Below are 23,322 nucleotides of genomic sequence, written 5' to 3' on the forward strand. Positions count from 1 at the left end.
GTTTGAGAAAGCGTGGCTTACACCCAGGTAATTACTCCAGCAGTATGGTAGGTGAGGAAAAATACTATCTTTACCTGTGCTAGATTTTCGCCCCTACCCGCTACAACTGCACTGCTCTCCCTGCGTGTGACCCCTTTCATGAAAGTAACTCCGCTGGCTACCTCTGCTGCCTTTACGCTTGTACTGGATGGAGAACTGGATGCCTCCTCCGCTATTGTACTCGACACCGCCCTCCTTAATCCTGAATTGCTGACTTACAAGAAGGTGCTCATTGATTGCCACGGCTTGAGTTATATCTCATCGGCTGGCCTTGGCGTCTTTATCGCGCATTTGCAGCGCCTGCAAGACCTGGACGTGACGCTAATCTTCTTCCAGATGCAGGAGAAGGTCTTTAATATCTTCGAGATTCTGGGACTCGACGTGTTGATACAGATTGTGTCCACTCAGGAACAGGCCCTGGCTGCGTAACCTAATTGCCACCGCGCTCTTGATGCGTAAGTCGGAGCCGGGGTTAGCTCCGCCCCACGGGCGCGGCCACGGGAGTAAATGCCTTCTGCTACTTGCAGAACAGCCTAGTAGTTGATTAGAATAAGGTTGCGGGTGCGCGGGTCGGCAAAAACCTGTTCCAGCAGCTTTTCCAACTCCTCCTTAGTACCTGCCCGACCAACCACTCTGCGAAATGCACTCACGTCCACAGGATAGCCGTGCCCTACCCGACAGTTCAGCTCCAGCAGGGTTTCCGCATAGTTGCGGTACACGAAGCTGAGCTTTACCACGTAGCGGTGCCGGGTGGGCTGCCCGTCCGCATCCTCTTCGCTGGCGGTCAGTAGCAACACAGCTAGCTTATCATTATAGCGCCCCTCCACTTGTCGACGCAGCTGCGCCAGCACATTCTCAATTTCCTGATAAGGTTTTTCTGCCAGGCGAGCGGAAGGTAAATCCAGGGTCAAGGCCATGAGGCTACAGCGCTAAGGTGAAGGTAAGGGGAAAGTGGTCCGAAAAGTTGGCCTGCCGGCGCTCGACGCCACTGAGCATTTCCCGACGCAGCGTGGGTACTTCTACGAAAGATAAGGAAGAAGGCACAAACGCATTGGCCATTTCCTGGGAAACGATAACCTGGTCGAAGAGGTGCCAGAACAAACGCCGGGAGGCGCTTTTCGCGTAGTAGAAGCTGCCGCCCATACGTCGGTCTACGTGGGTGGGGTGGTAGTCACCCAGCAGCGACCAGCAGGGATTGTAGAAGATGGGCGTCTGGTCGTAGTGCCGTGCCGTGGCAGGATTGGCCTGGTCACGATTGCCCAGGGCGTGAAAGCCCATCGGTTCTACCATGCCGGCATCGAAGGGATTCATGTTGAAGTCGCCGACAACAATAAGGCGGTTGCCGTAGGTGGCCGCGTGGTGGGTCGCGGTATCCAGCAGTTTGGCCTTGTAGCTCCGCGCTATCTGCAACTGGCTGACTTCATCCTGAGCGAGCTTGCTGGGAAAATGCACGCTGGCCAGCAAGTAGGACTGGCCGTTTACCACGAGGTGCATCTGCACCAGCCGGGTAATGCTGACGCGCAGACGACGGATAATTTCTTCGTAGTCATTGCCAAACTGCTGGCGTTTAAGCAGTTTGTTCTGAATGCGCTTAACGACGGGTACTGCGGCGGCCAGTGTGAGCGATAGCTTGGCGGCCTGGTAGTAAGCCCGTTGTTGCAATGGTTGACCATTCTTGGCCAGAATAGGCAATTCAGTCAGGCCCCAATGCGCCAGAAATGCTGGTGATAAGCCGCTCGGGCACTCGCCCAGTAACAGAATATCGGCTGGCTGACGAGTGCGAAACAATGCGTTCAGGACTTTTTCCTGCGTGAAGCCTTTGTTCGCCGTGTTCCAATAAAGAAAGGTAATGTTCGCCATAAAAAGCGCCTTAACAGTTGCGTCGCCTAAATAACAACCCGCGCCGGGTAGGTGGGTAAGCAGCTAGTCCGCCCGCAGGACAACCAGTACGGTTGTCCTGCGGGCGGACTGGCTTTATTCTCCAGGCAAGCCCGCTGGCAGGGGCGGACTGCTCGGCAAGTCCCAACGCCACGCCTGTATTACCTGCTCCGCCAGGGGATAAGGCTGGCCCAGGTAAATTAACAAGGTATTGAGTCGAGGACTCAAGTGCTTTGTTCCTATCTCGGCCCGCGCGGCCGCCAGCAACTCCTGACCACGCAGCCAGCGTTGGGCTATCTCAAGGGTAGGTAACCCATAAATGGGTGGGTCCAGTAGTGGCAGGTCGGGCGAGCTGGCCACGTGCTGCACCAACTGCCTCAGTTCGCCTTCTTCCAGCGTAACTGTGTCCAGACCGGTGAGCACGAGTGTGGGCTGAAACTCGAAGAGCGCTCGCAGCCAGGTGGCGGGGGAGAGGGTAGGGAAATGGTAGCGCAGACGCTGGCGCACGAACGTCAGGAGTTGCTCCCGCTGGGTTACCGAGGCCTGGGCGTAGGGCAGGTACCTGGCCGCTGGATTAGGGGTAATAGGAAATAAGATGGACATGAAAAACTGCTCCTTAGCAGGCTAATACTGTAGATAGTGGGAGTAAGGGAGGTGTGCCGAGCCAGCTCGCCTCGGGCCAACCGAGACGGGGTAGCTTGCCGACCGCCGGCTGAAAGCTTATTGGACTGAGGGTCAAGGAGACGTTGACCGCTCTTGCTTTCGCAGGCGCTGGCTTTCCTGCCAGTCCTGGCGTAGCTGGCGAGCCTCTTGCTTCCAGGCGCGGCGACGGTCACGCAGCGCTTCCCGGAGGGTATCGACAAGCTGGCCAGCCTCTTCCCGCTCGATAGAAATCGTGAGCTGCCGGGCGTGGGTGTGCAGCGTGATAGCGGTTAGACCCTCTAGTTCCACGATGAGCAGCTGGTGCTGCTGGGCGCGGGCGACGCGGCGGGCGCGACGAATCAGACGCAGTTGCTTACGGTACCACATAGCGGTTAGCGGTGCAGCAACTGTGCGTAAGAAAGGGTGTGGACCGGTTGAAACAGCGCTGCCGCCAAGCGGTCGAAGGTGCCAGCCCGGCGGTCGGCGCGGTCAGGAAAGAAGGCGCTGGGTACCCAAGTGAGCCTGGGCTTGCGTTTGCGCGGGCGATGGCACCGGAAACTATCAAGGCGCAACCGGCGCAACGCGTTGCATATGGCGAGGCGGCGGCGTTGACGGGCCGCTTCGGCTTGGCGACGGGCGATTTCGGCCAGTACGTTCGCGCCCCAGCGGGTAAGGCGGGCGATGTCATCACTTTCGTGGACGAAGTGATTGGCCCGCAGTTGCTCCGCTTCGCTAAAGAGGGAGTTGCCGATGAGGGGCAATAGGACGTGCTGGCGCAGTTCGCCCAGAGAGGTGGGAGGTTCGGCACTAGCCATAACCTGCCCGTTTACATGATTTTTCATGTAATTTTGGAGTGTGAAGGGTTTGCAATAACCCAACCCGTAGTGCCTGCGGTAAACAGGTGCTATAATTGGAGGTCACCCCTTGCCGGGGGTGGCCTCTTTTTGCTTACTACTGGCCGGGTACTCCGTACGGAGTGTTGCAAATATACAAACAACATACAAAAAACGTCTGTCGTCTGTATGTTTTATATTTGCCAGATGGAGAAAAAAGTGAAGCCGCCTTATCAGGTTCGGATGTCAGACGAGCTTTACGCCACTGCTATGGCTAAGGCAAAATCGTTGGGCTTGTCTTTTGCGGCCTACGTGCGCTTCTTGATTTCACAGGATATCAATAAGTAGTAACCGTCTCTTACCGTTTGTACGCCTCTCGCCCAAGTAAGCTAGTTGCTACTTGCACACAAAAAAAAATACCCGGCTACCGGTAAGAGTGCGAGTATAGTCCAGTTTCCAACTGCTCAGTCACGAGTACTGGGTTTGCCCGCAACCGATGGAGTTGACCAATAACGTAGGCGGAAGGATGGCCATAGGTATTGGTAGTACCGAAAGAGATAACGGCCTGCATGCCAGCTTCCACAATGGCTGGGTTGAAATTTCTAACCGCGCCATGGTGCGGTACCTGAATGGTCTGGATTTTTGGCCACCGGTCGCCCAGCCGCTTTCGCAGGTCAGGCACGATAAACGAGATACTCAAGTCAGCATTGCCTAAATAGAGGCACCCGGGATTAGCTGCTTCGTAATGGTAGGGGTGCCAGCATGTACAAGGAGTCCCTTTGTGCAGCAGGGCACCGGCGTGGTAAGCGCGCCGGAGTAAACTGTATGCTTCCCCAAATCGGCAGCCAGTAGTGAGTAGAGGAAGGTGTAATTTTCCCTACCTGACGACTGAGATATGAAAAAAGGACGATTCAGCGAGGCCCAGATTGTGGCCATTCTGCACCAGCAAGCCAGCGGGCAGACCGTGGCCCAGATTGTGCGCGAGCACGGCTTGAGCGAGGCCACGTTTTAGGCCTGGAAAAGCAAATACGCTGGGGCCAGCGTCGCCGAGCTCACCCGCCTCAAGCACCTGGAAGAAGAGAATCGCAAGCTCAAGTAGATGTTCGCGGACCTGAGCCTAGAAAACCAGGCTATCAAGGAGATACTGCGAAAAAAGTAAGTAGCCCTGCGGCGCGGCGCAGGCAGCGCAGGGCTTAGTGAGCAAAGGCTAGAGCCAGCGTAGGGCGTGCGCCCTGGTGGGGCTGGCGCGTGGCAGCTATCACCCGGTAGCGCACGGGCGGAATGATGAGCCCCTGCAGCAGGCTCTGCGGGCGTTAAGTGGACGGCATCCGGGCTGGGGCTTCTGGAAGCTGCATTACCGCTTGCGCAAAAATGGGCTGGTAATCAATCATAAACGCACACTGCGTATTTATCGAGCATTGGCACTGAACCTGCCTCGGCGTCTGAAAAAGCGGGTGCTAGCCCGCGTCAAGCGGCCCTTAGCCGTGCCCGAGGCCGCCAACAAGAGCTGGTCACTCGACTTTACGAGCGACGTGTTGACTGACGGCCGCCGGTTTCGCACGCTCAACGTGCTCGACGATTACAACCGCGAACTGCTAGGTGTGGAAATTGATTTCTCTTTGCCTGCCAGTCGGGTCGTGCAGGTGCTGACGCGCAAGGCGGCTAATTCCTGAGCAATAGTCGCCTCGGACTTACGGCTGATAGCTGTGCGCTCGTAAAGCTGCGTGTCTGTTGCTTTGTCAACTCGCGCACACTACAATGGTGCAGCGTGGCCAACTGGGTATAGAAATCACGCTTCAATGGTTCAGTTACCGCCATTAATAGCTTGAAATGACTCCAGCTCAACTGTCGCCACAGCGTAGCGACAATCACGGATTCAGCCAATACCACCGCAAACTGCATCATCCGCCGCAGGCTTTTCTTGGCGTAGCTGCGGCCGTATTCCGCTTTCAACTGTTGAGCTAACCCTCGTACTGTTTGCCTTCCCTACTCGGTACCACCGCTTTGGTGCAGTTCAGTATTGATGCGGGGGCCAATCTGCCAGTAAAGCTGAGTTAACTCCGCGTTGACTGATAAGGCTACCCGCTGCCTGGTAGCCTCAACCAGTGCTCGTACGTCGCTAAACAACGTGGTGGTCGGAGATGTGTTGCCCATACAAAGGCAAAGAAAACTGTCTGCCGCTTACCCTACCATTTCTGCTGCCGACTGTAAAGTATGTTCTATATTTTTCAAGGTGGTATTTAACGTCTAGCACCAACTACCAGCTAGGGCAATCCAGGACACTGGCCGAAAGTCCGTTGTGTTCCTGAATTTCATTGTGTAATTGAAATTGTACACTAAATCCCAAGGGTTGTTTCCTCCGAAAATTAAGTTGACCGTTGTCCGATTCTAAAAAAAGTTGACAGCATCTGCGCGTCGGTCAGACGCCGGCTGCCAGTGGCGGGCGACGTATTCACCGGGCGGCTGAAACGAATGATATCTTCCGGCAAGCAGTATCTTGCAAAGGTCTGTTCGTGCATAGTCGGGACGGTGAAGGAAAGTTAAAAACCCTAAACCTAGCCCATTTCTGCTGAACAGAATGCCTGTATTCCGCACCTAGAGTTAGCAAGTAAAAGCGCTGAACTTTCCAGTACGCCAATGATATGGCAGGTTAGGGCGTACATCCTGTTCATCCGGCAACATGTAGAGTATGTAGCGGATGCTAACCCAGCGCTACGTTGCTGCCCACATTTAAAAATTGCCAAAATTTAGCCTCTTGCTGTAATTCTCTGTCTTATGAAAACGAGCCCTATTTATGTGAAAAGTATCAAGCTGACTAATATAGAAACCTTCGTCGAAGAAGTAGAATTAAAATTCTTGAAGGCGGACGATACTATTTCGCGCTGGACATTGATACTTGGCGATAATGGTATAGGTAAATCTAATTTACTCCAGTTTATTGCCTGGATGAAACCACAATTGCCGTATGATGCCAATGATACTAATAATCTGGACCCGGCACCCGTAATTAACGATGAGGAAAATGAGGTGTTAGAGCGGTTGGTGCATAAAGACCAAAATGGAAGTCAGGAAGCGGTTGCTAATGCACTCTTTGTGGCTAACCAGTCACTCAATAAAAAGTCCACTTCACGTACTAGTGAGTGCAAAACTGAGATAATTATTGGTATTGATAGCTTGGGTAAGCTAAAAAGAGTTGACCCAACATTAGATGCGGATGTACAGGGGATTTTTTACAAAGAGGATGTAACGGTCTACGGTTACAGCGCATCCCGACAGTTGGGTAAATTGAATCTAAATAATCCCAAGCTGCTGGATACAATTCCGAATTTCATTCGAGAGAAAACGGAGCTTTATGATGCGGAAGAAATTTTGCATACGCTGCAATACGCCGCATTGGGTTCTAAGAAAACAGAAGAAAGACAAAAATACCGTTCCTTTATCAAGCGCATCAAGCAAATGCTGGTAACGCTATTGCCAGATTTTGAGCAAATTCAGAACATTGAAATTAATCCGCCAACAGTATTTTCTCAATATTCGACCGGCGGGCTCGTAATCACTACCAGACACGGCCAAAAAATCCCTTTTAATGATTTTAGCCTCGGCTACAAGACCATTACCTCTTGGGTAGTTGACTTGGCGTGGCGTCTGTTCAGTAAGCACCATCTCACTAGCGAAAATCCTCTAGAAGAGCCGGCTATCGTGCTGATTGACGAAATTGACTTACACTTGCATCCTAAATGGCAGCAGCAGATAATGTCGAATTTGTCTCTCCATTTTCCTAATATTCAATTCATTGCTACGGCGCATAGTCCCCTGATGGTGCAGGCCGCTTTCGACTTAAACTATGCTGTCTTGCATTATGATAAAGCACTCGGCAGCGTCAGCATTACCAATCGTCCGGAGGGCGTTGATGGCTGGCGGGTAGACCAGATACTGACTAGCGACTTCTTCGACCTCAAGTCGGCTCGGGGGACGGCGTTCGATAAATTGCTCAGTGACCGGGATGCTCTCTTAGCTAAAAAACGGTTAACTGAACCAGATAAGCGCCGGTTAAAAGCTATCAATGCGCAATTAGCGCAACCGCCAACGAGTGAAAATATTGAGGAAGTAAATAACAGAAGACAGTTAGCGGAACTAGTTCAAAAAATGAGAAACAAATAATTCTTCAAGGATGATTAGGGTTATTAAACCAACTACTATACCCCGTCACCTAGCACAAGTCGGCCAGCAGGAGAAGCTGCTCAATCAAAATTCTTACGATGCTGACGCGCAAGCATATCTTACGGGAAAAATAGTTTTTCTAATTAAGAAAGCCTTGTATGGCAGCCCAACCATAAAAAAGGTCTTAAGAAAGGCGCAACACGGTAAATGCTGCTACTGCGAAAAGGAGCAGATAGACGAGGCGGGAGCTGTTGAGCATTATCGTCCCAAGGGCGGGTATAAGTTGTTGCGCACCGAGCGGTCGTCCACTAAGCCGGGTTACTACTGGCTGGCCTACGAATGGAGCAACCTGTATTTTATCTGTTGCCGCTGCAATACGGTAAAATCCAGTTTATTCCCCTTAGTTGATGAAACTACCAGGGCGAAATCACATCATAATAATATTGCTGCGGAAGCACCCTATATCCTGGACCCGGGAGGGACCATGGACCCGCGCGTCCACATAAGATTCGATAAAAACCTGATTCAGGGGGTTACCGAATTTGGTAAAAAGACTATTGAAATCTGTAAACTCAATCGACCGGAGTTGAATGATAAGCGGCAAGAACTGCTAAATATCATTGATATACACCTTGGGGAAATCTACGTTAATGATAATCCGACAGATGCCAAGTTTCTGCGCTCGCAACGGTTCCTGATTCAGTGTCAGCAACCTACTGCGCCATTTTCAGCAGTGGCTATTGATTACCTGCGTAACTTCTCGGATTACTTGCTTCAACGCGGTATTCCAGTAAGTTAGCGGCCAACTGCCGGCCGGCTGCTGTTAGCCCATCAGCCCGCGCAAAATCAGCCACCAGCTGCACCTCCTGCGCGATAGACAAGAGGCGCTCTGACGCAAAATTTGTTGCCTCACCCGGGCAGCCGGCCTGGGCAATGAGCGCTTGGTAAAAAACCTGCACGGCCCGGAACACGAATAGCCCGTGCAGTACCCCCCGCACCGGGCGGTCTTCTTCACGCCAGGGTGAATAATACACGGCTAAGCTGCCGGGCTGCACGAGGTCCACAACGCTTTCGAGTAGGGTCAGGTGCAGGTGCATGGTTTCGTGGAGCACGGCCTCGGCTACGCGCAGGGCAGCTAATTCGGAATCCTCCTCGCAGACCGTCACGAAAATGGAAAACGGCACCGCCGGGTGGCTGTAGCTGACGTCGATTTCGGGGTCGGGCTGACGCAATACCTGCACCGACTGCGCCAGCGCGAGCACGCAGGCGTGGGCGGGAGCTACCTCGGCCAGCACAGCCAGCGCCCGTCGTAATTTGGCCGGGACCTGGCCAGTAAATAGCTCCGCGACGGGTAGCGGCTCAAGCCCGTGCTCGTCATAAAATGCCTGCAAGCGGTCGAAATCCGGCTCTTCCAGCAGGAGGGTGTCATTTACCGTCAAGGCAGATTGAGTGGGCAATCTTGGCCGGGCCGGCTCGGTACCCAGGCAGTTGGCAATACTGTAGTGCGCTGCGTCGATTTGCCGCCCGGCCGCTAGCTGCTGCCAGCCGACCTGCGCCAGGGTGGTGGCCGTCGCCTTATCAAAAATCGAAAAGGGAGCTTGCAAGTACGCGTGGGCAAACGCGGGGGAAGAAACAGTCATGGAAGCTAAACGGCGGCCGACGCGAAGGTGTAAACCAACGTGTAGCGGCGGAAGGCGTAGACCGTGGACACGGCGTGATGCGAGTTTGGAGAGATGGCAAAAGCGAACGCCGAATTGCTTACCGGCAACACGAGCTGGCTAACATCCTCGGCATTGGCCGAATTGAATAACAGCAGGTAGCCCCCGTTGGCTTCGGTCCAGCCCTGGTTTACCTGTATAATCAGGCGGTGGCTTTCGGCCGGGCCGATGAAGTCGTTGTGCACCCCGATGCGCTGGCCGTCGGTCAGCTTGTGAATCGTCACGCCAACCAGCTCCAGGTCGCTGGCGTGAAAGGCGCTTTCCAGTTCAGCAATGGCCAAGCGCGTTACCTCCCCTTCCACCAGGCAGCGCAAGTGCACCGGCAACTCGATGTGCAGCAAACTGAACTCGTACTGCTCGTAGAAGTCAGTGGTAGTAAGCTCCCAAGTGGCCGCATCTTCCAGCCACTCATACAGACCGCGCTCCAGCGCCGGGGCCAGCACCGCAGACGCGCAGAAGTGCGGAAACGGCTGGGTTTCAAACCGACTGGCCGAGAAGTCAAGCAGATTGGCTGAGCGCATAGTCCAGGGAATAAGCGCCGAGCATACGGCGCATGGCCGCTACCAGATGCAACTGGTCGGCGCAGTAAACGGAAGGGTTATCGAACCCGTTATCGGGGTGGTAGCGGTGCAGAATCATCCCTCCACCGCACACATTCAGGGCCGGGCAGGCCAGGCACTTGGCGCTGGTAGGCTGCTGCATGGCCCGGTAATGAGTGAATTCGGCTGATTCCAGGAAGGCCAACAAGTTCGTATCCCGAATAGTACGAGGCTGGGCAAACTGGTCGGCCCCGTTATAGGTGCTTTTCAGCGTGTCATTTTTCATGAGCGTCCCGTCCGTATCGATAATCAAAATACCGAAATCGGTCAGGCCCAGCCCTTCTTTCGACACGCTACCGCCCAGTAGTACCTTCAGCATGTCATCGAGTACCCGGATGGGTAGCGGATTAGGGTCGGCGGCATAGGCCGTGAGCAGTCCGACCATCCAGCGGCCGTACTCCAGCGAGTGCAGGCTGGTCTTGCCTTCGGGCAGCTTCGAATGGTTGCCGTCGCGGTATAAAAAGTCGACGCTGGGGGCCCCTACCGACTTGAAAAACTCGTACACCTCCGCGGGGTCAGAGGTGGGGTCGATAACTGCCAGCAGTCCGGCATTAAGGAAGTCCGCTGCCGGATGCGCCTTCAGGCGGGCAATACCGGCCATCACCTGCGCAAAGGTGCCGCCGCCGCCGTGCGTGAGGCGAAACCGGTCGTGCACTGCGGCGGGGCCATCCAGGCTTACGGCCACGCTCACGTGGTGCGCGGCACAGCAATCCAGTAACTCTTCCGACAGCAGGATACCATTCGTTTGCAAGCTGATAGGGTACGTGACCGGCAGCACGGCCCGCAGCTGTCTTAGCAGCTCGTGCAGGCGGCGGGAGCCGAGCAGCAGGGGCTCTCCACCGTGCAGTACCACGCTGAATGGCGTGAGCTGGTGCTGGGCGAGCGCTCCCAGCTCCGTACAGATGGCCGCCACCGTTTCGGGGGCCATGAGCTTCGACTGCCGCGCCCAGTTGTCGTCGCCCATGTTGTACACGTAGCAGTAGCTGCAATTGATGTTGCAGCGGCTGGCTACCTTGATGAGTACCGTGTCGAGCACCGCCCCCAGTACCGGGCTAGCGGCCACGGTTGTGCCGGTTGTGCGTCCGGTTGTAGGCAGTCAGCGTGGACTGCGCTTCGTGCTTTACCTCCTGTATCAAGCGAGCCAGCAGCGCGTTAGGTACTTGCTGGGCAGAAATAACCAGCGTTTCTTCCAAAGCGCTAATAGGCTGATGCAGGGAGGTAGGCGGCAGCGAAAGGGATTGATTCATAGAGCGTCGGCGGACTTTTTTATCGGGCAAAGGTAAGCGTAAAAATAGGAGCCATCTGAATTATAAATAAAGTGCTAACTATTAGATATTTAACCCGATGTGTTGACGCGGTAGTAAGACGTGCCTCCATTGTGCACGTGTCGAATATTTCATTGATTTTCAAGGAAATAAATAGCCCTAAAAGCATGTCCTACACTGCGTTCTATCTTCAAAAATAGCGACAGACTTAGTGCGTTATAATTACCCGCCGGGTGCTGGGCTGCATAATCGTAAGCTTAACCCCGAATTAGAACCAGCGGGAATGCTCGGTCCTCGATGCTGACCATTGGGGCTGTGCCGAAATAACAGCAACGCCCGGCTCGGCTCGTGTCGCTGGCCTTCGACCAGCTTAGATGCCGGCCGCACAGTGGCCCCCTCCTTTGCCCGGTACACTTCGACCTGGCAGCCTTCCTGAATGGCGCGGTGGCACACGCCCCGCATGTAAAACGTATTAAATTCCCCCTCCGCAAAGGTACGGGCAGCGTTGGCGGGCACCCGGCGCGTGCTCGTGCCATACGGCTCGCGCTCCGCGAAGCACTGCTGCTGGTGCAGCGCAGCAGCTAGGCTATCTTCGCTACCGGTACGCACGGCTTCGCGCAGCAGGTCTGGGTAGCGCTCCCGGCCTTGCGCCGTAAAGCGTTGGCTCAAGTGCAGCTGGCTGGTCTTGATGGCCTGCTCTACTTCGATAAGCATGTAGCGGCGCGTCGTCTCGTCTAGATTTTCAAAGCGGAACATCCTGATTACTTTCTTTAGTAGTGGCTAACTGGCGGAAGCCAACTTTCTCCATGAGCAAACGCCTGATTGTGCTGTGTGATGGCACCTGGAACAAAGCCGAAAACCTGGACCGGCGCAAGCGGAAGCCTACCAACGTAGTGAAAATGGTGCGGGCCATTCAGCCAGTGGCGCCGGATGGCACCGTGCAAGTTACCTACTACGACGAAGGCGTAGGTAATAATCCCGGCTTCGACCGCTGGCTGGGGGGCGGGGTCGGCGCGGGGCTGGACCGTAACATCCGGGAGGCCTACCGCTTTCTGCTTTATAACTACGCGCCGGGCGATACGGTGTTCTTCTTCGGCTTTAGTCGGGGAGCCTACACGGTGCGCAGCCTGGCCGGTTTTATTCAACACCTGGGGCTGCTACCCAAGACGCATGATTTCTTCGTGCCGGAGGCCTATGCCCTCTACCGTCAGCGTCCACCCGCCGAGGCCGACCAAACCGCCTGGCAGCAACGGGTAGCCGCTTTTCGAGCCAAGCATGAGGCCCGCACCATTGCCATTGACTTCGTGGGCGTGTGGGATACAGTGGGGGCGCTGGGCTTGCCGCTCAGCCTGTTTACGCTCTTCAACCGCCGGCGCTACCAGTTTCACGATGCCCGCCTCAGTCCGATTATTCGCCACGCGTACCATGCCCTGGCCATTGATGAGCAGCGCCGCACGTTTCAGCCGTCGCTCTGGGAAAATCCGGCTTCCGACCAGGTGCTGGAGCAGCGCTGGTTTGCCGGGGTGCACACCAACGTGGGCGGCGGCTATGAGCACGACGGGCTGGCCAACTGCTCGCTGCACTGGATGAAGGAAAAAGCGGTGGCCCTGGGCCTGGGCGTGGATGAAAAATTTCTCGGCTTCTACCGGCCCTGGTTTGGCGACGAGCTGCGCAATTCCATGACTTGGTTTTACCGCCTGTTGGGCCGGCAGCTACGGCCTATCAGCGTGGGCCATACTACCCACGAAAGTGTGGACCAGAGCGTGCGACGTCGCCAGCAGCACGCGGCCGCCGCTTACCAGCCGGCAAACGTACCCCCGGTTGCTTAGCCTCCGCACGACGCTTAGGCTGAACGCCCGCTGCTGGCGGCGCTTAGCTTAAGCTGGCGATGGGGGCACCCTGGCGGCGGGGTGCTTGCGCGCTTGCCTATTTTTCTGCGGTTAGCTTTAGCTTGCCATCGTACCCGTTTTTGCCTTACCCATGTTCCTGCGCCAGCTCACGCTACACAACTTCAAATGCCTCACTAAACTGGAGCTGGACTTTAGCGCGACGCCTACCCAGAACCGGCAATGGACGCTGTTGCTGGGAGAAAACGGTACCGGCAAAAGCAACCTGCTAAAAGCGATTGCCCTGATTACCTGCGGCAGCAACGCGCTGGGTGAAATCATCGGTAACACGGACAGCTGGATTACGCTGGGGAAGTCCTCCTGCACCATTGAGGCCTGCCTGACCACCAAGAAGGGCGAGGAGCGCGAGCTAGCCCTGAAAATCAAGCGTGGGGACTCACTTTCGCGTCTGATTGCCAGCAATAAGAAAGCGTTGCAGCTTATTGACGATGCCATTGACAATGCCGAGCGCAACTACTTTACCGTGGGGTACGGGGCCAGTCGGCGGTTGGTGAGTGAAGCCGGCAGTACGGCCGGTTATGCCGAGGCCGGTCGGTACGGTAGCCGGGTCGGTAATATTCGCAACCTGTTTGACGCGGGAGCAACCCTGCATCCGCTGGCTACGTGGATTATGGACCTCGACTACCGGGGCGGCAAAAATGGCTTGAACGTGATACGGGAGGCCCTGAACAGCTTTCTGCCCGGTATCTCGTTTCATTCCATCGACAAGCGCCAGAAGCAGGTGCTGTTCGAAACCAATGACGGGCTGATGCCGCTGGAACAGCTCAGCGACGGCTACCAAAACATGGCCGCGTGGATTGGCGACCTCTTGTTTCGCATCACCGAAACCTTTCAGGACCACCGCCGCCCCCTGCACGCCCGCGGCCTGCTGCTGCTCGATGAAATCGACCTGCACCTGCACCCAAAATGGCAGCGCTTACTCTACGATTTTGTGAGCGCTAAGCTGCCCAATTTCCAAGTAGTAGCGACAACCCATTCCGCCCTAACCGCGCAACAGGCCCAGGAGGGCGAGTTATTTGCCTTGCGCCGCAATGCGCGCCAAGCGGTAGAAGTGATACCCTTCCTTGGCTCACCGCAGCAGCTGCTGATTAATCAATTGCTGATGTCGCCCGTGTTTGGCCTGGCTACCGATGAGAGCCTGGAGGTAGAAACGGCCAAGCAGCAGTACGCCGCGCTCAAGGCCCAGGGGAAGCGCATTTCCCCCGAAGAGCAGCGCGAGCTAACGCGCGTGCAAGCTAAACTGGCGGCGAACCTGCCCCAGCGCACTACCCCGCTGGTAAGCGACCCGGAGATGGCGCTCCTCCAGCGCATCGAGGAAAGCCTGAATGCCCGCTAAGCTATGATTCCGTTAGAGCGAGAGCGTTCCGCCCAGGCCGTTGCGGCCAAGTACCGGGGCAAGGGCAAGCACGCCCGCGACCTGGAGCTGCTGCAAATTCAACGTGATATTCTACGTGGCACCCTAACGCAGCACAGCTTCCGGGCCGCGTTTTGGAAGGAGGCTAAAACCCAGCTCAGGAAGGAAAGCGCGGATAAGTGCGCCTACTGCGAGGCCACCACGGCTATCGTAGCGCACGGCGACGTGGAGCACTTCCGACCAAAAAGTGTATATTGGTGGCTAGCCTATACGTACGATAATTATCTGTACGCTTGTCAGATTTGCAATCAATCGTACAAGAATGATGCGTTTCCCACGGCTGGGCCAGCGCCCCTGGCCGCGCCGGTAGTTGACGCCCAGGCTACCGACGCTGACCTGCAGCAACTGGTGGGGCGGCTATCTCCCGACCCCCTGGCCACGACCGCTGGATATGAGCTGACGCATTACGAGCAGGAACACCAGCGGGAGCAGGCCCTGTTACTCAACCCTTACCTCGATGACCCAACCCAGTACTTTGCCTACGAGGCCGACGAGGTAACCCAAGAAGTAACGTTGGTAGCGGCCCATCCGGCGGCCAGCGCCTACGTAACGGCTGCGGAGCAATACTACGGCCTAAACCGGGTCGAGCTCAAGACGCTGCGCTATAAAATTTACAAGGCGTTTCGCCTGTTGCAGCGAGCCTTGCTTGCCGTACCCGAAGCTGACTTACGAGCGGATATCACGCAGCAGCTTCAGGAAATGCAGGCGGCCGACTATCTATTTGCCGGCATGAACCGCTATTTTGCCAGGCAGTCACTATCAGCTTGATGTAGGTAAGGACCACGTGGTGAAGAACAGGAACGACTTTTTCTGCAGTAGCCGCCAATTAGCGAGGTGAATTAAGGCGCAGGGCCGGGCTGAATTCGCGGGGCTGGCGGTCGTACAAAATCATTTCCGGCTGCACGTCGGGCAGCAGGTCAGCCCCGAGCAATAAGGCTACCCCGGCCGGTACGGCCGCAAACAGGTGCACGGCGCGGGCAAGCTTATAGTGGGCTTCCAAGTGAGCCAACACCTGTCGGTAGCACCGCCGGAATGCTTGCAGGCAAGCCTCCGAGAGCAGCGCATCGGGCTGCGGGTCGCAGCCAATGGGTTTGATTCCGACAACATAGTACCGCTCGTCAATCAGGGTGGGTAGCTCGGCCAGCTGGATGGTGCCGCTGATGTTGAGCACCAGCGCTACGCACTGCGCATCGGTGCCAGCTTGTAGGCAAACCCATTCGAAGCCTCTCGGCTCAGCAGCCGTGAGCCAGTGCCAGGGCTTGTCGTCGGTGCGTCGCCGCTGGAAAAGCGTAGTGGCAACCTTGTTACCCAGGGCGAAGCCAAAGTAGGCCAGCACGGGGATGCGGGCAAAGCCGAAAACAGATAAATGGTCTAGTTCGCCACGCTCAATACCGGTGCGGATTTGCGTCAGCGCCGTCTGCATTTGGTACTGCACACTAGTCCAGTACTGCGGGTTGTGCTCCGGCTCGCCCAGCCTGGTCAGGTCTATTTCCACCTCCTGCCGGCCGTACACCAACGGAAAAAAGGCAAAGCGCGGGGTGGAGTGATGCAGCGTGGCACTATTGCACTCGCTGGTAGTTATCTGCACTGCCTGCCCCCGAATAAGCCCGACCAGGCGCACAATGCAGGTGCGGTGGCTCTGCGGCAGCCCCGTCACGTGCGCGATGTGTGCCTCGCGGTCTCTTTTCCAGTCCCGCAGCCACTGCACGGTAAAATCCTTGCGCGTGGCCCCAGCATCGATGATGCTATGGCAGCCGGAGCAGAGCAGCAAAAAATTATCGGCCTCGTCGCGCAGTTCCTTCGGCAGCTCAAAATCCGACCGGGGCGATGTCTTATCCAGGCTTTGGCCCACGATATGGGCCATTTCCCCGATGTTAAACGCATACTCCCCCAGTTCTCGGCTCATAGTCAGCTCTTTGCTGCACAGCAGGCAGCGGCCGGCGGCGCGGGCGTAGATAGCGCGCACCACTTCTGGTTTCGGTTTTTGCCGCTGCGCCTTTTTCGGTGGCTTAGCTACCAGTTCTTCCGTGTGTTTCATGCTAAGCGACGTAAAATGGTGCGACTGAAAGTGCGCGCCGGGCGGGGGGTAGGGTGCGTGCCGCCTCCTTGCCACTCACCCGTGATTACCCAATCTTCGAAATAAAGCAGCCACAGCGTGGCCCAGGGTAATAACGTGCGCGATAAGCGCAGCTGCGGACGCCACTCGTGCTGCTTGGGGGTGTACAGGCACAACCGCTCCGTTTTCTGACAGTAGAGGTGTTCAATGCGCCGGCCCGGGGCTAGTTGCTTCAGTGAAGGGCCCAGCACGTGGACCTGCGGCTCGTGGGCCAGGGAAGGGTAGCTCACCTGCACCACGTAGCGCCGGCCCAATGCCGTGGGCTGCAGCGGCCCTGTCCACCGCAGCCCGTGCTGGTCAAGCTGCGCTTCGCCTTCCGGCCAGTCCACCCGCAACGCGGCATACTGCTGCGCCAGCGTCAAGGGTCGTATTCCTTGGTAAGCCATGCGTAGGTGAATTAAGCCCGACCAAAAAACGTGTTGCGAGCCAGCGGAATGCTGGCGGCGGCCGGAGCGGCGGCGGGTGCGGTAATGCTCAGGCGACCCTGCTGCCGCTGCTGGTTGAGTTGCTGCAACTGATTGCTAAACACCCGGTCTACTTCGGGCGCCCCGAGCGAATCGCGCAGTGATTTCTGCAGCTCATCCTGACCGTGGAGCTTCTCCAAGGTCTGCAAGTCGCGCTGCATGGCGTGGTGCCACTGCGTGAATACTAAATGGTACTGCGGCTCACTCCACTTGTCGGCAAAGTTCTCGCTGTCGTTGCTCGGGTTTTTCACCTGGTAGCAGCCTTTCCAGTCAGGCCCCTCAATAAAGCGGGGCATCAGGGTAATGACTGCGTTCATCAAATCGAACTCCGAGTCGTACTCGCCCAGCCCAACCGCCAGCTCGTAAGCGTGCGCAGCCAGCGTGGTAATGATGATGGAGATGGGGGCATAGTCAGCCAGGCGAGGCTGCTTTTCCCGGAACGTATCGCGGTGGCGCTTCATCACCTGCACGGCGCGGCGCAGGACGCCGCGGTAAGCCTGCTGCTCGGGCAGGGGCTCCGTGGTGCCGAGGGCCACGTGGCGGGTTTCTGAAAATGATTTACTCAGGGTGGTAAACCGAGGCTTTAACTTGGCGATGTCCGTAAACCACTCGGCGTACCCCTTTGGGTGGGAGTCTTTCCAGATGGCGAGCTTACGGTCGGGCACGTAGAGGCTGCCCCGTGGGCAGGCCGGATTGCTCACCGCTGGCGTAATATCCAGGTGAAACTCATTGGCGTAGCACAGGCGCACGCAACGTTTCATGAGCTGCACCATATGGACGTAGTCGCCATTGGCCCGTAAGCGGCCCAAAATCATCTCGTATACCTGCTCCTGCGTGTAGAGCTGCGGATGCGCCAGTTGCAGGTGGCTGATAAAGTCTACGTCGAACTCATCGCCGTGCAGCGGGCGCACGGTAGTGCCCAGGGCAAAGGAGCCCTGCCCAAACATGATGGGGTCCAGCGGCCCCAACTTCCGGCAGCCCTGCAACCAGCTACTGACGGAAGTGTAGCGTTTCTTGGCTTCCTCGTAGCGCGAAGAGGGCATTTCCAGCTCCTGGCCGAGGCGGTCGAAAATGGAATAGAGCGCCGTTTTGCGCGCGTAAATTTCGGCCGGACTTTCTTTAACCGTTAAATAATCTAAATAAGACATAAAAGCGACGGGTTGTTACAGAGTGAGTACTCATCCTGTCGCGCAGGCAGCTGGGGCCACCGTGTTCCTGTCGTGCCTACCTCTAGCAGACAGGCATGGCAAGGTAGGGCAGCTTCCGAAAGCCACCTGCGCAAAGGCAATAAGGAGGTGCCCACCCGGCAACGGGGGGTGAGCAAAAGCCCGGGCCTCGCAACAGGGCAAAGTCTTGTTCCGTAACGGGAAGCCGTTACCTTTGCACCCTCACTTAAAATAGGAAGAGAGAAGCTGCCGGGACACTACTCCCGGCCACGTAACTACGGGTCCAATCGTTGATTACTTTTCTCTTTGCCAGTCGTCGCGGCCTGCGATGACTGGTTTTTGGTTTTTTATAGTGCTAATCAGGTTTTTTTAGCGTGAGAATCACTGGCCCAGCGGCAGCGATTGTAAATCGAAAGCGTAGGTTTGGTAGCTGATTCGTCCGTGCTGCGCATTGTTTTCCTGCCAGGCGCGCTCGGTATGGCTTAGGTTTTCCAGTTCAACCCGGGTCTTGCGGCCCAGGCGATGAAACACCTGTTGAATAATCTGCCGCTCGGTGTCGGTGAACACCTCAAGCCTAGCGGCCCGCGTGGCTTTGTGTACGAGTACCGGGCTGCCGTCTGAACTTTGTACCAGGCTGCTGTGAAAGCTGGCTTGCAATAGGTCTTGTTGCACCATTTCCTGCAGACGCTGTCCGTATTCCTGCGGCACGGGGCCATGTTGAATAGCGCGGTAACGCTGGCCGGTAATAGCCCGGCCGAACAGGCGGTAATGCTGAAAGTCGCAGTAAAACAGCAGCTTGAGTAGCTTTACTTTGAATAAATTATCTAAGTGCCCAAAAAAGTAAAGCACCAGTTCGGCAAACTTTTCCGGGCTCGGCACCACGTAGCCAGTATACTGGTCCGGGTCAGTCTCGGCCACAGAGAACGTGGGCGCTACAGTCAAGCCAGCAACCCGGCGCGGCGTCTGTGCGTCGAGTAGCGCGTCAATGTGGCGACGCAGCTTCTCATACTCAGTCAGCCGCAACTCCTCGCGCTTATCGCGCACAATGCCTAGAAAAGTAACTGGGTCACTGGCAAGACGCAAAATTTTAGCGTTTGAGGCGCTAGGCACCTCGCCAGCTTCGTAATTGCCGTACTGATTGGGGCCAATATCAAGCAGTAGCGCCATGCGAGCAGCCGTCAATCCGTAGCGCTCACGCATCCGAACAAGCTGCTCGGGAAACATGAATTGGTATTTTTCTCGATACTGGTTGTAGACCTGCGTGGCGTGCAATTCATCCAGCGCCGGGGTAGTAAAGCGTTGTCGCGTTACCCGGCCTTCATAATAGTAGCGGGTGAGCGAAAACTGCTCCTTGCGAAAAGTCTGCCTATCAGCTTCCTGACGGAGCATTGCCACATTATCTGGGGCAGGAGCAGGAATCTGAGAAGCAAGCATATGGTGGCTACATTGGGAAACAGCTAACCAGTTGTTGGTTGCTACGTGTTGCCTTTATTCTGTACTTAACAAAGATATGTAACTGCTACCGATAAACATCCACTAAAAAGTGGATGTTATGTGATTATGCCTTGTTAATTACTGATTATCAGTCAAATATTTTTTAAAACGCTTTAATTGTACATCATATATCATGAGAAAAAGCATATTGCGCACATGTTATCTATGACGTTACCGTGTCAGTATTATGTCTTCATATTGCACATTGCCATGATATAATTTAACAAATAAGATGTTTCCTGAAACTACTTGCCGCTAGCCTGCTCAGATAATACTAAAAATACGGCTCACCAGAAGCGTTGTCAATTCTGGACCCACTCGGAGGATATTGCCCGCACGCAGGTCATAGTTGACGACCCGCAATTGCAAGTGGCACATTTTGGGGACTAGCAGTTGTATCTATTTGCTCACCAAACGCTGTTCGCTGTGACCAGTGGCAAATCCGACGACCTTACACCGCCATCCTGCTTACCACTGCGGCGCAGAGTATTGTCAGTACCTGATTGAAAAGCACTGCTGGGTCATCTGAGTGCTACGCGGTTCTAGAGCGCTCGTTATTTTCATTCTGAATTTCTGAGGCTACCTCTGTTCCAACTGTTTCGTCAGGGCGGCAATTTCCGCTTCCAGCTCCACTGTTCGCGCTGCTTTATCCTGCTCGGAAAAAAGGGTCGCCGGGGCCTCTTGCTGCACGAATTGCAGCCGCAGCCGGGCCTCTTCGAGTTGCTGTTGCTGCGGACTCTTGGTAGCCTTGCCCTGCGAGGCTGGCTCAGCCGGATTCCCTACTACCTCACCCAGTGACTGATACACGGGCAATACGGCTTTTAATTGGCTGAGCGTGTAGGCCGCCAGCGATTTAAGGGGCTTACGGTCGGAGAGGGCGAGGCGCACTTCGTAGAGCACCTTGGTGACCAGTTGATAGGCCGTCAGGTCCGAGATAGTGTTGACTACTTCGCGGGCCTGGTATTCCTTGAGCTCAAAGTCCAGTCGCAGCCGGTCGTAAAGCGCGGGCAGCTCCTTGTATTTAGCCGCCAGAAGCTCGCGAAACTCGGTAATTTCGCCTAGGGTGAGCGCTTTTTTGGACTTGCTCAGTTCTGGCGTCTCGGCACTGCCCTGGGTGTTCGTCATTTTGAACAAAAGCGTGTCCGTCCGGCGGCCCCGCTTCTCAACGGTCACATCCACTGCCCAGCCAATGGTCTGAAACTCCAGGAGGGCGGGTTTCAGCACGTAGCGGTTGAAGTCGTTCCAAAGGGGATAGATATCGGAATTTTCCCCAAACAACCACTCGCGCAGCTGCTCGAACGAAATAGGCTCCTGCCAGGTCTGGTTGTGGTAGCTGCGCAGAATCCAGAACAGGCGCTGACTGTGGGCACTTTGTAAGTGTTAGTAGTGATTCCAGCTCTACGGTGGTGAACTTGCCGGCGAGGCCGAGCAAATACTCCTTCAGAATAGGGTTGAACTGGCCAGTGACCAGGCTCGTGCCCTCATCCAGGGTGATGATGGTGAAGAGTGGAATGGCATCACTACGTCGCTTCCCCTTGCTCTTATCGTGCGTGATGAGCGGCTGGGTAAGCCGGGCGCGAGCTTCGTGCAGCACCGTGTATTGGCTACCCCCGTTGCGTGAGCTGGTCGTCACATCATTAAAATGCACGGAAAACTCCAGCGAATCCTCCTTCTGGTGCAGGCACCCCAGTGCCAGCGCAAACAACCGGGCCTCGATGTTGCTGAGGTATAGCGGAAAGCGAATGATAGTATTGCTCAGAAATGCGACTTCGTGGAGCTTGGTGGTCTAGAACCCTTTCATGGGTGAATGAGTCAAACTAGGGAAGGAATGCCGCAGACTAAGGAAAAAATTAACATCTTTCCCTACTCAACGGCATTTCTTCCTCAGTTCACGGCATTTCTTCCTTACTTCAACGGCATCTTTTCCTTAGCTCACGGCATTCCTTCCTTAGTAGCGCGGCATTCATTCCTCTTTCAATGCCGGCAATTATCTGAAGATAAGTAAGTTATGATACCCTTAAACAAGTAAAGAATTTATAAAAACCCAAAACAGGGCGAGTCGATTTTTTTTAAGGTGATAATCAAGGACTTTCAGACAAGTTGTGTTGCGAAGCAGAATGATAGTGCAGGCGAGAGCTTCGTAAGGTGGCGGATTGATGTATGTACATTATTTGCGATTTTTCAATAAGAATTTTGTTGGTATCCAATTCTTTTTCTCCTCATAATCACCTCATTCTGCCCGTCCGCTTGGACTTCTAAATTGAAGGGGTACCTGTCCGCAGATTCTTTTCGCAAGGCGCAAAAGCTATTCGCTATTTTCTGAAAGCATCATCACTCAGCCGCAAAGTGCGTTTGCATTCCCGTAACGAGGTCGGTAAATCAGAAACGATGGCCGCTTCAAGTACCGGAACGATTGATAGTAGTTCCTCACCACACACGGTTCGTTAGCGGGCAGCGTACAGCACATTCGGTTGGCCAGCTTGAGAATGCCCACCCTGACTTAGCTGAAGCATTCGCTGGTTTTTGGCCTGTTCCAGATTGTCGATGAAGCCAATCACTACCTCGCGCTGCATGCCCTTGGTTTCGAAGCTTAGGCGGGTTCCCCCGTCGGAGGCAATGCTGACCACATGATATCGCGAGGCGAAATAGGCGATAAGCAACACGCCACCAAGTAGTAGCAGCAAGGCTACGATGCCCGGCTCGACCCGCTGAAACAACGCGAGTACGCCGCTCACCGCTAGCAGTGCCCCAACCAGCACTAGCCACGGGTGACTGAGGTAGCGAATTTCACAGGAGCTGACTTTTTCCAGCATCATAGACACAATATGTGCGGCCGAGCCACTGGCCCGGTGCAGCCGCACCCGGTGCGTAGTAAGACTGACAACTTGGTTGGGTGACTGGTGCAACAGGCGCTCACCGTCGAGTAAGGATAACTCCATAGAAAAGGAAATTTGAGTAGGCGTAGTAAAAGAAGGCATAGGCAGGCGGGTTTGCAACCTCGGCTCCTAGAAGCTTGGTTGCTGGGCTACGTCAAGGGCAACTTGGCGGATGTTTAATTAATAGCCCAGCAACTGAAAGCAAACAATGCCCGAGCCACCGAGCACTATCATCGCGAGAGCGGCGGGCTCTTCAGCCTTATGCAATGAGTTGAGTAGCTCGATTGGGGACGGCTTCGAGGATTAAATTTGAACCAGTGCGCCTCATCCTAGTAGTGAAGCACTAGCAACATGCAAAAAGACCTTGTCGCTTCGGCAAGGTCTTTTTCTGTGCCCATCAGGTAAGGCCACCGCCTACACGGGCGGTGGCCGAAGCAAGGCCAGCAACTGCTGCTGCAGCTGTTCCATCGCCGTCAGGCGCTCGGCTAGCTGCCCGATAGCAGCGAGTACTTCCTCATTCGTTGGAACCGGCTGATTGACAGCTACGGCGGTGGGCGTGCGCCCGCGCTCTTTGCGCCGGCGGGCTTTGGTGGCCGACTGGCTTTCGAGCGGATGGGCCCGCCCCGCCCGTTGGTTGCAGGCCGCTACCCGGCAGGGGCTGCCGCAGTATTTCTGCACCCACCGCTTCTTGGGAACAAACTTTCGCCGGCAGTATTCACAGGCAATTTGGGAGTTGTCGAGGAGTGACAA

General features: G+C 55.5%; 27 protein-coding genes and 2 pseudogenes. 9 read left to right on the plus strand and 20 right to left on the minus strand.

Annotated features, from left to right (window positions below; genetic code table 11):
- The first annotated feature begins 138 nt into the window (after nt 1-138).
- The gene (locus FNT36_RS23940; protein WP_144853030.1) at nt 139-468 is read left to right on the plus strand and encodes an STAS domain-containing protein; all 330 of its coding nucleotides are present in this window, start codon (nt 139-141) and stop codon (nt 466-468) included.
- 104 nt (nt 469-572) lie between these two features.
- On the opposite strand, the gene FNT36_RS23945 is transcribed toward FNT36_RS23940, so the two are convergent.
- From FNT36_RS23945 to FNT36_RS23965, 5 genes are all read right to left on the minus strand, one after another.
- Nucleotides 573-956 carry a hypothetical protein gene (locus FNT36_RS23945; protein ID WP_144853032.1) on the minus strand — a complete coding sequence of 128 codons (384 nt, stop codon included), beginning with the start codon at nt 954-956 and terminating at the stop codon, nt 573-575.
- A gap of 4 nt (nt 957-960) precedes the next feature.
- Nucleotides 961-1,899 carry a hypothetical protein gene (locus FNT36_RS23950; protein WP_144853034.1) on the minus strand — a complete coding sequence of 313 codons (939 nt, stop codon included), beginning with the start codon at nt 1,897-1,899 and terminating at the stop codon, nt 961-963.
- A 114-nt stretch (nt 1,900-2,013) separates the two neighbouring features.
- On the minus strand, nt 2,014-2,520 hold the full coding sequence (locus tag FNT36_RS23955) for a hypothetical protein (protein WP_144853036.1): 507 nt from the start codon (nt 2,518-2,520) through the stop codon (nt 2,014-2,016).
- A 132-nt stretch (nt 2,521-2,652) separates the two neighbouring features.
- Complete coding sequence (locus tag FNT36_RS23960; RefSeq protein ID WP_144853038.1) at nt 2,653-2,946, minus strand: hypothetical protein; 294 nt, start codon at nt 2,944-2,946, stop codon at nt 2,653-2,655.
- Nucleotides 2,947-2,951: 5 nt separating this feature from the next.
- Complete coding sequence (locus FNT36_RS23965; RefSeq protein ID WP_144853040.1) at nt 2,952-3,374, minus strand: hypothetical protein; 423 nt, start codon at nt 3,372-3,374, stop codon at nt 2,952-2,954.
- Nucleotides 3,375-3,581: 207 nt separating this feature from the next.
- Between FNT36_RS23965 and FNT36_RS25760 the strand changes: the two genes are divergently transcribed.
- On the plus strand, nt 3,582-3,740 hold the full coding sequence (locus FNT36_RS25760) for a hypothetical protein (RefSeq protein WP_233636194.1): 159 nt from the start codon (nt 3,582-3,584) through the stop codon (nt 3,738-3,740).
- Between the two features lie 76 nt (nt 3,741-3,816).
- Here FNT36_RS25760 and FNT36_RS23970 read toward each other — a convergent pair whose 3' ends face one another.
- On the minus strand, nt 3,817-4,074 hold the full coding sequence (locus FNT36_RS23970) for a ComEC/Rec2 family competence protein (protein WP_144853042.1): 258 nt from the start codon (nt 4,072-4,074) through the stop codon (nt 3,817-3,819).
- A gap of 213 nt (nt 4,075-4,287) precedes the next feature.
- On the opposite strand from FNT36_RS23970, the gene FNT36_RS23975 reads away from it, so the two are divergent.
- Nucleotides 4,288-4,404, plus strand: a complete 117-nt coding sequence (locus FNT36_RS23975; protein ID WP_144853044.1) for a transposase — start codon at nt 4,288-4,290, stop codon at nt 4,402-4,404.
- A gap of 406 nt (nt 4,405-4,810) precedes the next feature.
- Nucleotides 4,811-5,065 (plus strand): hypothetical protein, encoded by a 255-nt coding sequence (locus FNT36_RS26055; RefSeq protein ID WP_233636195.1) that lies wholly within the window; start codon nt 4,811-4,813, stop codon nt 5,063-5,065.
- Here FNT36_RS26055 and FNT36_RS26060 read toward each other — a convergent pair.
- Nucleotides 5,055-5,546 (minus strand): annotated as a pseudogene (locus tag FNT36_RS26060) (DUF1016 N-terminal domain-containing protein). The gene FNT36_RS26055 and the pseudogene FNT36_RS26060 sit on opposite strands and share 11 nt — an antisense overlap.
- Before the next feature lie 621 nt (nt 5,547-6,167).
- Here FNT36_RS26060 and FNT36_RS23995 point away from each other — a divergent pair.
- Together FNT36_RS23995 and FNT36_RS24000 are read left to right on the plus strand one after the other, a co-directional pair.
- Entirely contained in the window at nt 6,168-7,553 is a 1,386-nt protein-coding gene (locus FNT36_RS23995) for an AAA family ATPase (protein ID WP_144853054.1), read from the plus strand.
- A 10-nt stretch (nt 7,554-7,563) separates the two neighbouring features.
- Nucleotides 7,564-8,352 carry an HNH endonuclease family protein gene (locus FNT36_RS24000; protein ID WP_144853056.1) on the plus strand — a complete coding sequence of 263 codons (789 nt, stop codon included), beginning with the start codon at nt 7,564-7,566 and terminating at the stop codon, nt 8,350-8,352.
- On the opposite strand, the gene FNT36_RS24005 is transcribed toward FNT36_RS24000, so the two are convergent.
- The 5 genes from FNT36_RS24005 to FNT36_RS24025 all read right to left on the minus strand — a co-directional run bounded on the left by FNT36_RS24005 (nt 8,291) and on the right by FNT36_RS24025 (nt 11,891).
- The gene (locus FNT36_RS24005; protein WP_144853058.1) at nt 8,291-9,193 is read right to left on the minus strand and encodes an aKG-HExxH-type peptide beta-hydroxylase; all 903 of its coding nucleotides are present in this window, start codon (nt 9,191-9,193) and stop codon (nt 8,291-8,293) included. The two genes, FNT36_RS24000 and FNT36_RS24005, sit on opposite strands and share 62 nt — an antisense overlap.
- 5 nt (nt 9,194-9,198) lie before the next feature.
- On the minus strand, nt 9,199-9,792 hold the full coding sequence (gene yhhC / locus FNT36_RS24010) for a cyclophane-containing peptide 2OG-Fe(II) oxygenase YhhC (RefSeq protein WP_144853060.1): 594 nt from the start codon (nt 9,790-9,792) through the stop codon (nt 9,199-9,201).
- Nucleotides 9,770-10,933 carry a cyclophane-forming radical SAM/SPASM peptide maturase YhhB gene (gene yhhB / locus FNT36_RS24015; RefSeq protein WP_233636196.1) on the minus strand — a complete coding sequence of 388 codons (1,164 nt, stop codon included), beginning with the start codon at nt 10,931-10,933 and terminating at the stop codon, nt 9,770-9,772. Before yhhB ends, yhhC begins: the two co-directional genes overlap by 23 nt.
- Complete coding sequence (gene yhhA / locus FNT36_RS24020; protein WP_144853062.1) at nt 10,923-11,117, minus strand: YhhA family cyclophane-containing RiPP; 195 nt, start codon at nt 11,115-11,117, stop codon at nt 10,923-10,925. Before yhhA ends, yhhB begins: the two co-directional genes overlap by 11 nt.
- A 240-nt stretch (nt 11,118-11,357) precedes the next feature.
- Nucleotides 11,358-11,891 (minus strand): hypothetical protein, encoded by a 534-nt coding sequence (locus FNT36_RS24025; RefSeq protein ID WP_144853064.1) that lies wholly within the window; start codon nt 11,889-11,891, stop codon nt 11,358-11,360.
- Nucleotides 11,892-11,941: 50 nt separating this feature from the next.
- Here FNT36_RS24025 and FNT36_RS24030 point away from each other — a divergent pair, with 50 nt between their 5' ends.
- From FNT36_RS24030 to FNT36_RS24040, 3 genes are all read left to right on the plus strand, one after another.
- Nucleotides 11,942-12,964, plus strand: a complete 1,023-nt coding sequence (locus FNT36_RS24030) for a DUF2235 domain-containing protein (RefSeq protein ID WP_144853066.1) — start codon at nt 11,942-11,944, stop codon at nt 12,962-12,964.
- Nucleotides 12,965-13,115: 151 nt separating this feature from the next.
- Nucleotides 13,116-14,378, plus strand: coding sequence for an AAA family ATPase (locus FNT36_RS24035; RefSeq protein WP_144853068.1), 1,263 nt, complete (start codon nt 13,116-13,118; stop codon nt 14,376-14,378).
- Between the two features lie 3 nt (nt 14,379-14,381).
- Nucleotides 14,382-15,224, plus strand: coding sequence for an HNH endonuclease family protein (locus FNT36_RS24040; protein ID WP_144853070.1), 843 nt, complete (start codon nt 14,382-14,384; stop codon nt 15,222-15,224).
- Between the two features lie 58 nt (nt 15,225-15,282).
- Here FNT36_RS24040 and FNT36_RS24045 read toward each other — a convergent pair whose 3' ends face one another.
- From FNT36_RS24045 to FNT36_RS24080, 8 genes and pseudogenes are all read right to left on the minus strand, one after another.
- Nucleotides 15,283-16,494, minus strand: coding sequence for an SAVED domain-containing protein (locus FNT36_RS24045; protein WP_144853072.1), 1,212 nt, complete (start codon nt 16,492-16,494; stop codon nt 15,283-15,285).
- Nucleotides 16,491-16,958: a hypothetical protein gene (locus FNT36_RS24050; RefSeq protein ID WP_144853074.1), complete on the minus strand. Its 468-nt coding sequence runs from the start codon at nt 16,956-16,958 to the stop codon at nt 16,491-16,493. The genes FNT36_RS24045 and FNT36_RS24050 overlap by 4 nt, the downstream gene beginning before the upstream one ends.
- An 11-nt stretch (nt 16,959-16,969) precedes the next feature.
- Nucleotides 16,970-18,184: a nucleotidyltransferase domain-containing protein gene (locus FNT36_RS24055; protein WP_144853076.1), complete on the minus strand. Its 1,215-nt coding sequence runs from the start codon at nt 18,182-18,184 to the stop codon at nt 16,970-16,972.
- 399 nt (nt 18,185-18,583) lie between these two features.
- Nucleotides 18,584-19,636 (minus strand): type II toxin-antitoxin system antitoxin SocA domain-containing protein, encoded by a 1,053-nt coding sequence (locus FNT36_RS24060; RefSeq protein WP_144853078.1) that lies wholly within the window; start codon nt 19,634-19,636, stop codon nt 18,584-18,586.
- 639 nt (nt 19,637-20,275) lie between these two features.
- A complete protein-coding gene (locus FNT36_RS24065) occupies nt 20,276-21,049 on the minus strand; it encodes a replication initiation protein (protein ID WP_144853080.1) in 774 nt (257 codons plus the stop codon).
- Between the two features lie 31 nt (nt 21,050-21,080).
- Nucleotides 21,081-21,455, minus strand: a pseudogene (locus tag FNT36_RS26065) (replication initiation protein); the annotation flags it as partial.
- 685 nt (nt 21,456-22,140) lie between these two features.
- Nucleotides 22,141-22,635: a hypothetical protein gene (locus tag FNT36_RS24075; RefSeq protein ID WP_144853083.1), complete on the minus strand. Its 495-nt coding sequence runs from the start codon at nt 22,633-22,635 to the stop codon at nt 22,141-22,143.
- Nucleotides 22,636-22,986: 351 nt separating this feature from the next.
- Nucleotides 22,987-23,322, minus strand: a complete 336-nt coding sequence (locus tag FNT36_RS24080) for a hypothetical protein (protein WP_144853085.1) — start codon at nt 23,320-23,322, stop codon at nt 22,987-22,989.

The sequence above is a fragment of the Hymenobacter setariae genome (assembly GCF_007713685.1).
GTDB lineage: Bacteria > Bacteroidota > Bacteroidia > Cytophagales > Hymenobacteraceae > Hymenobacter > Hymenobacter setariae.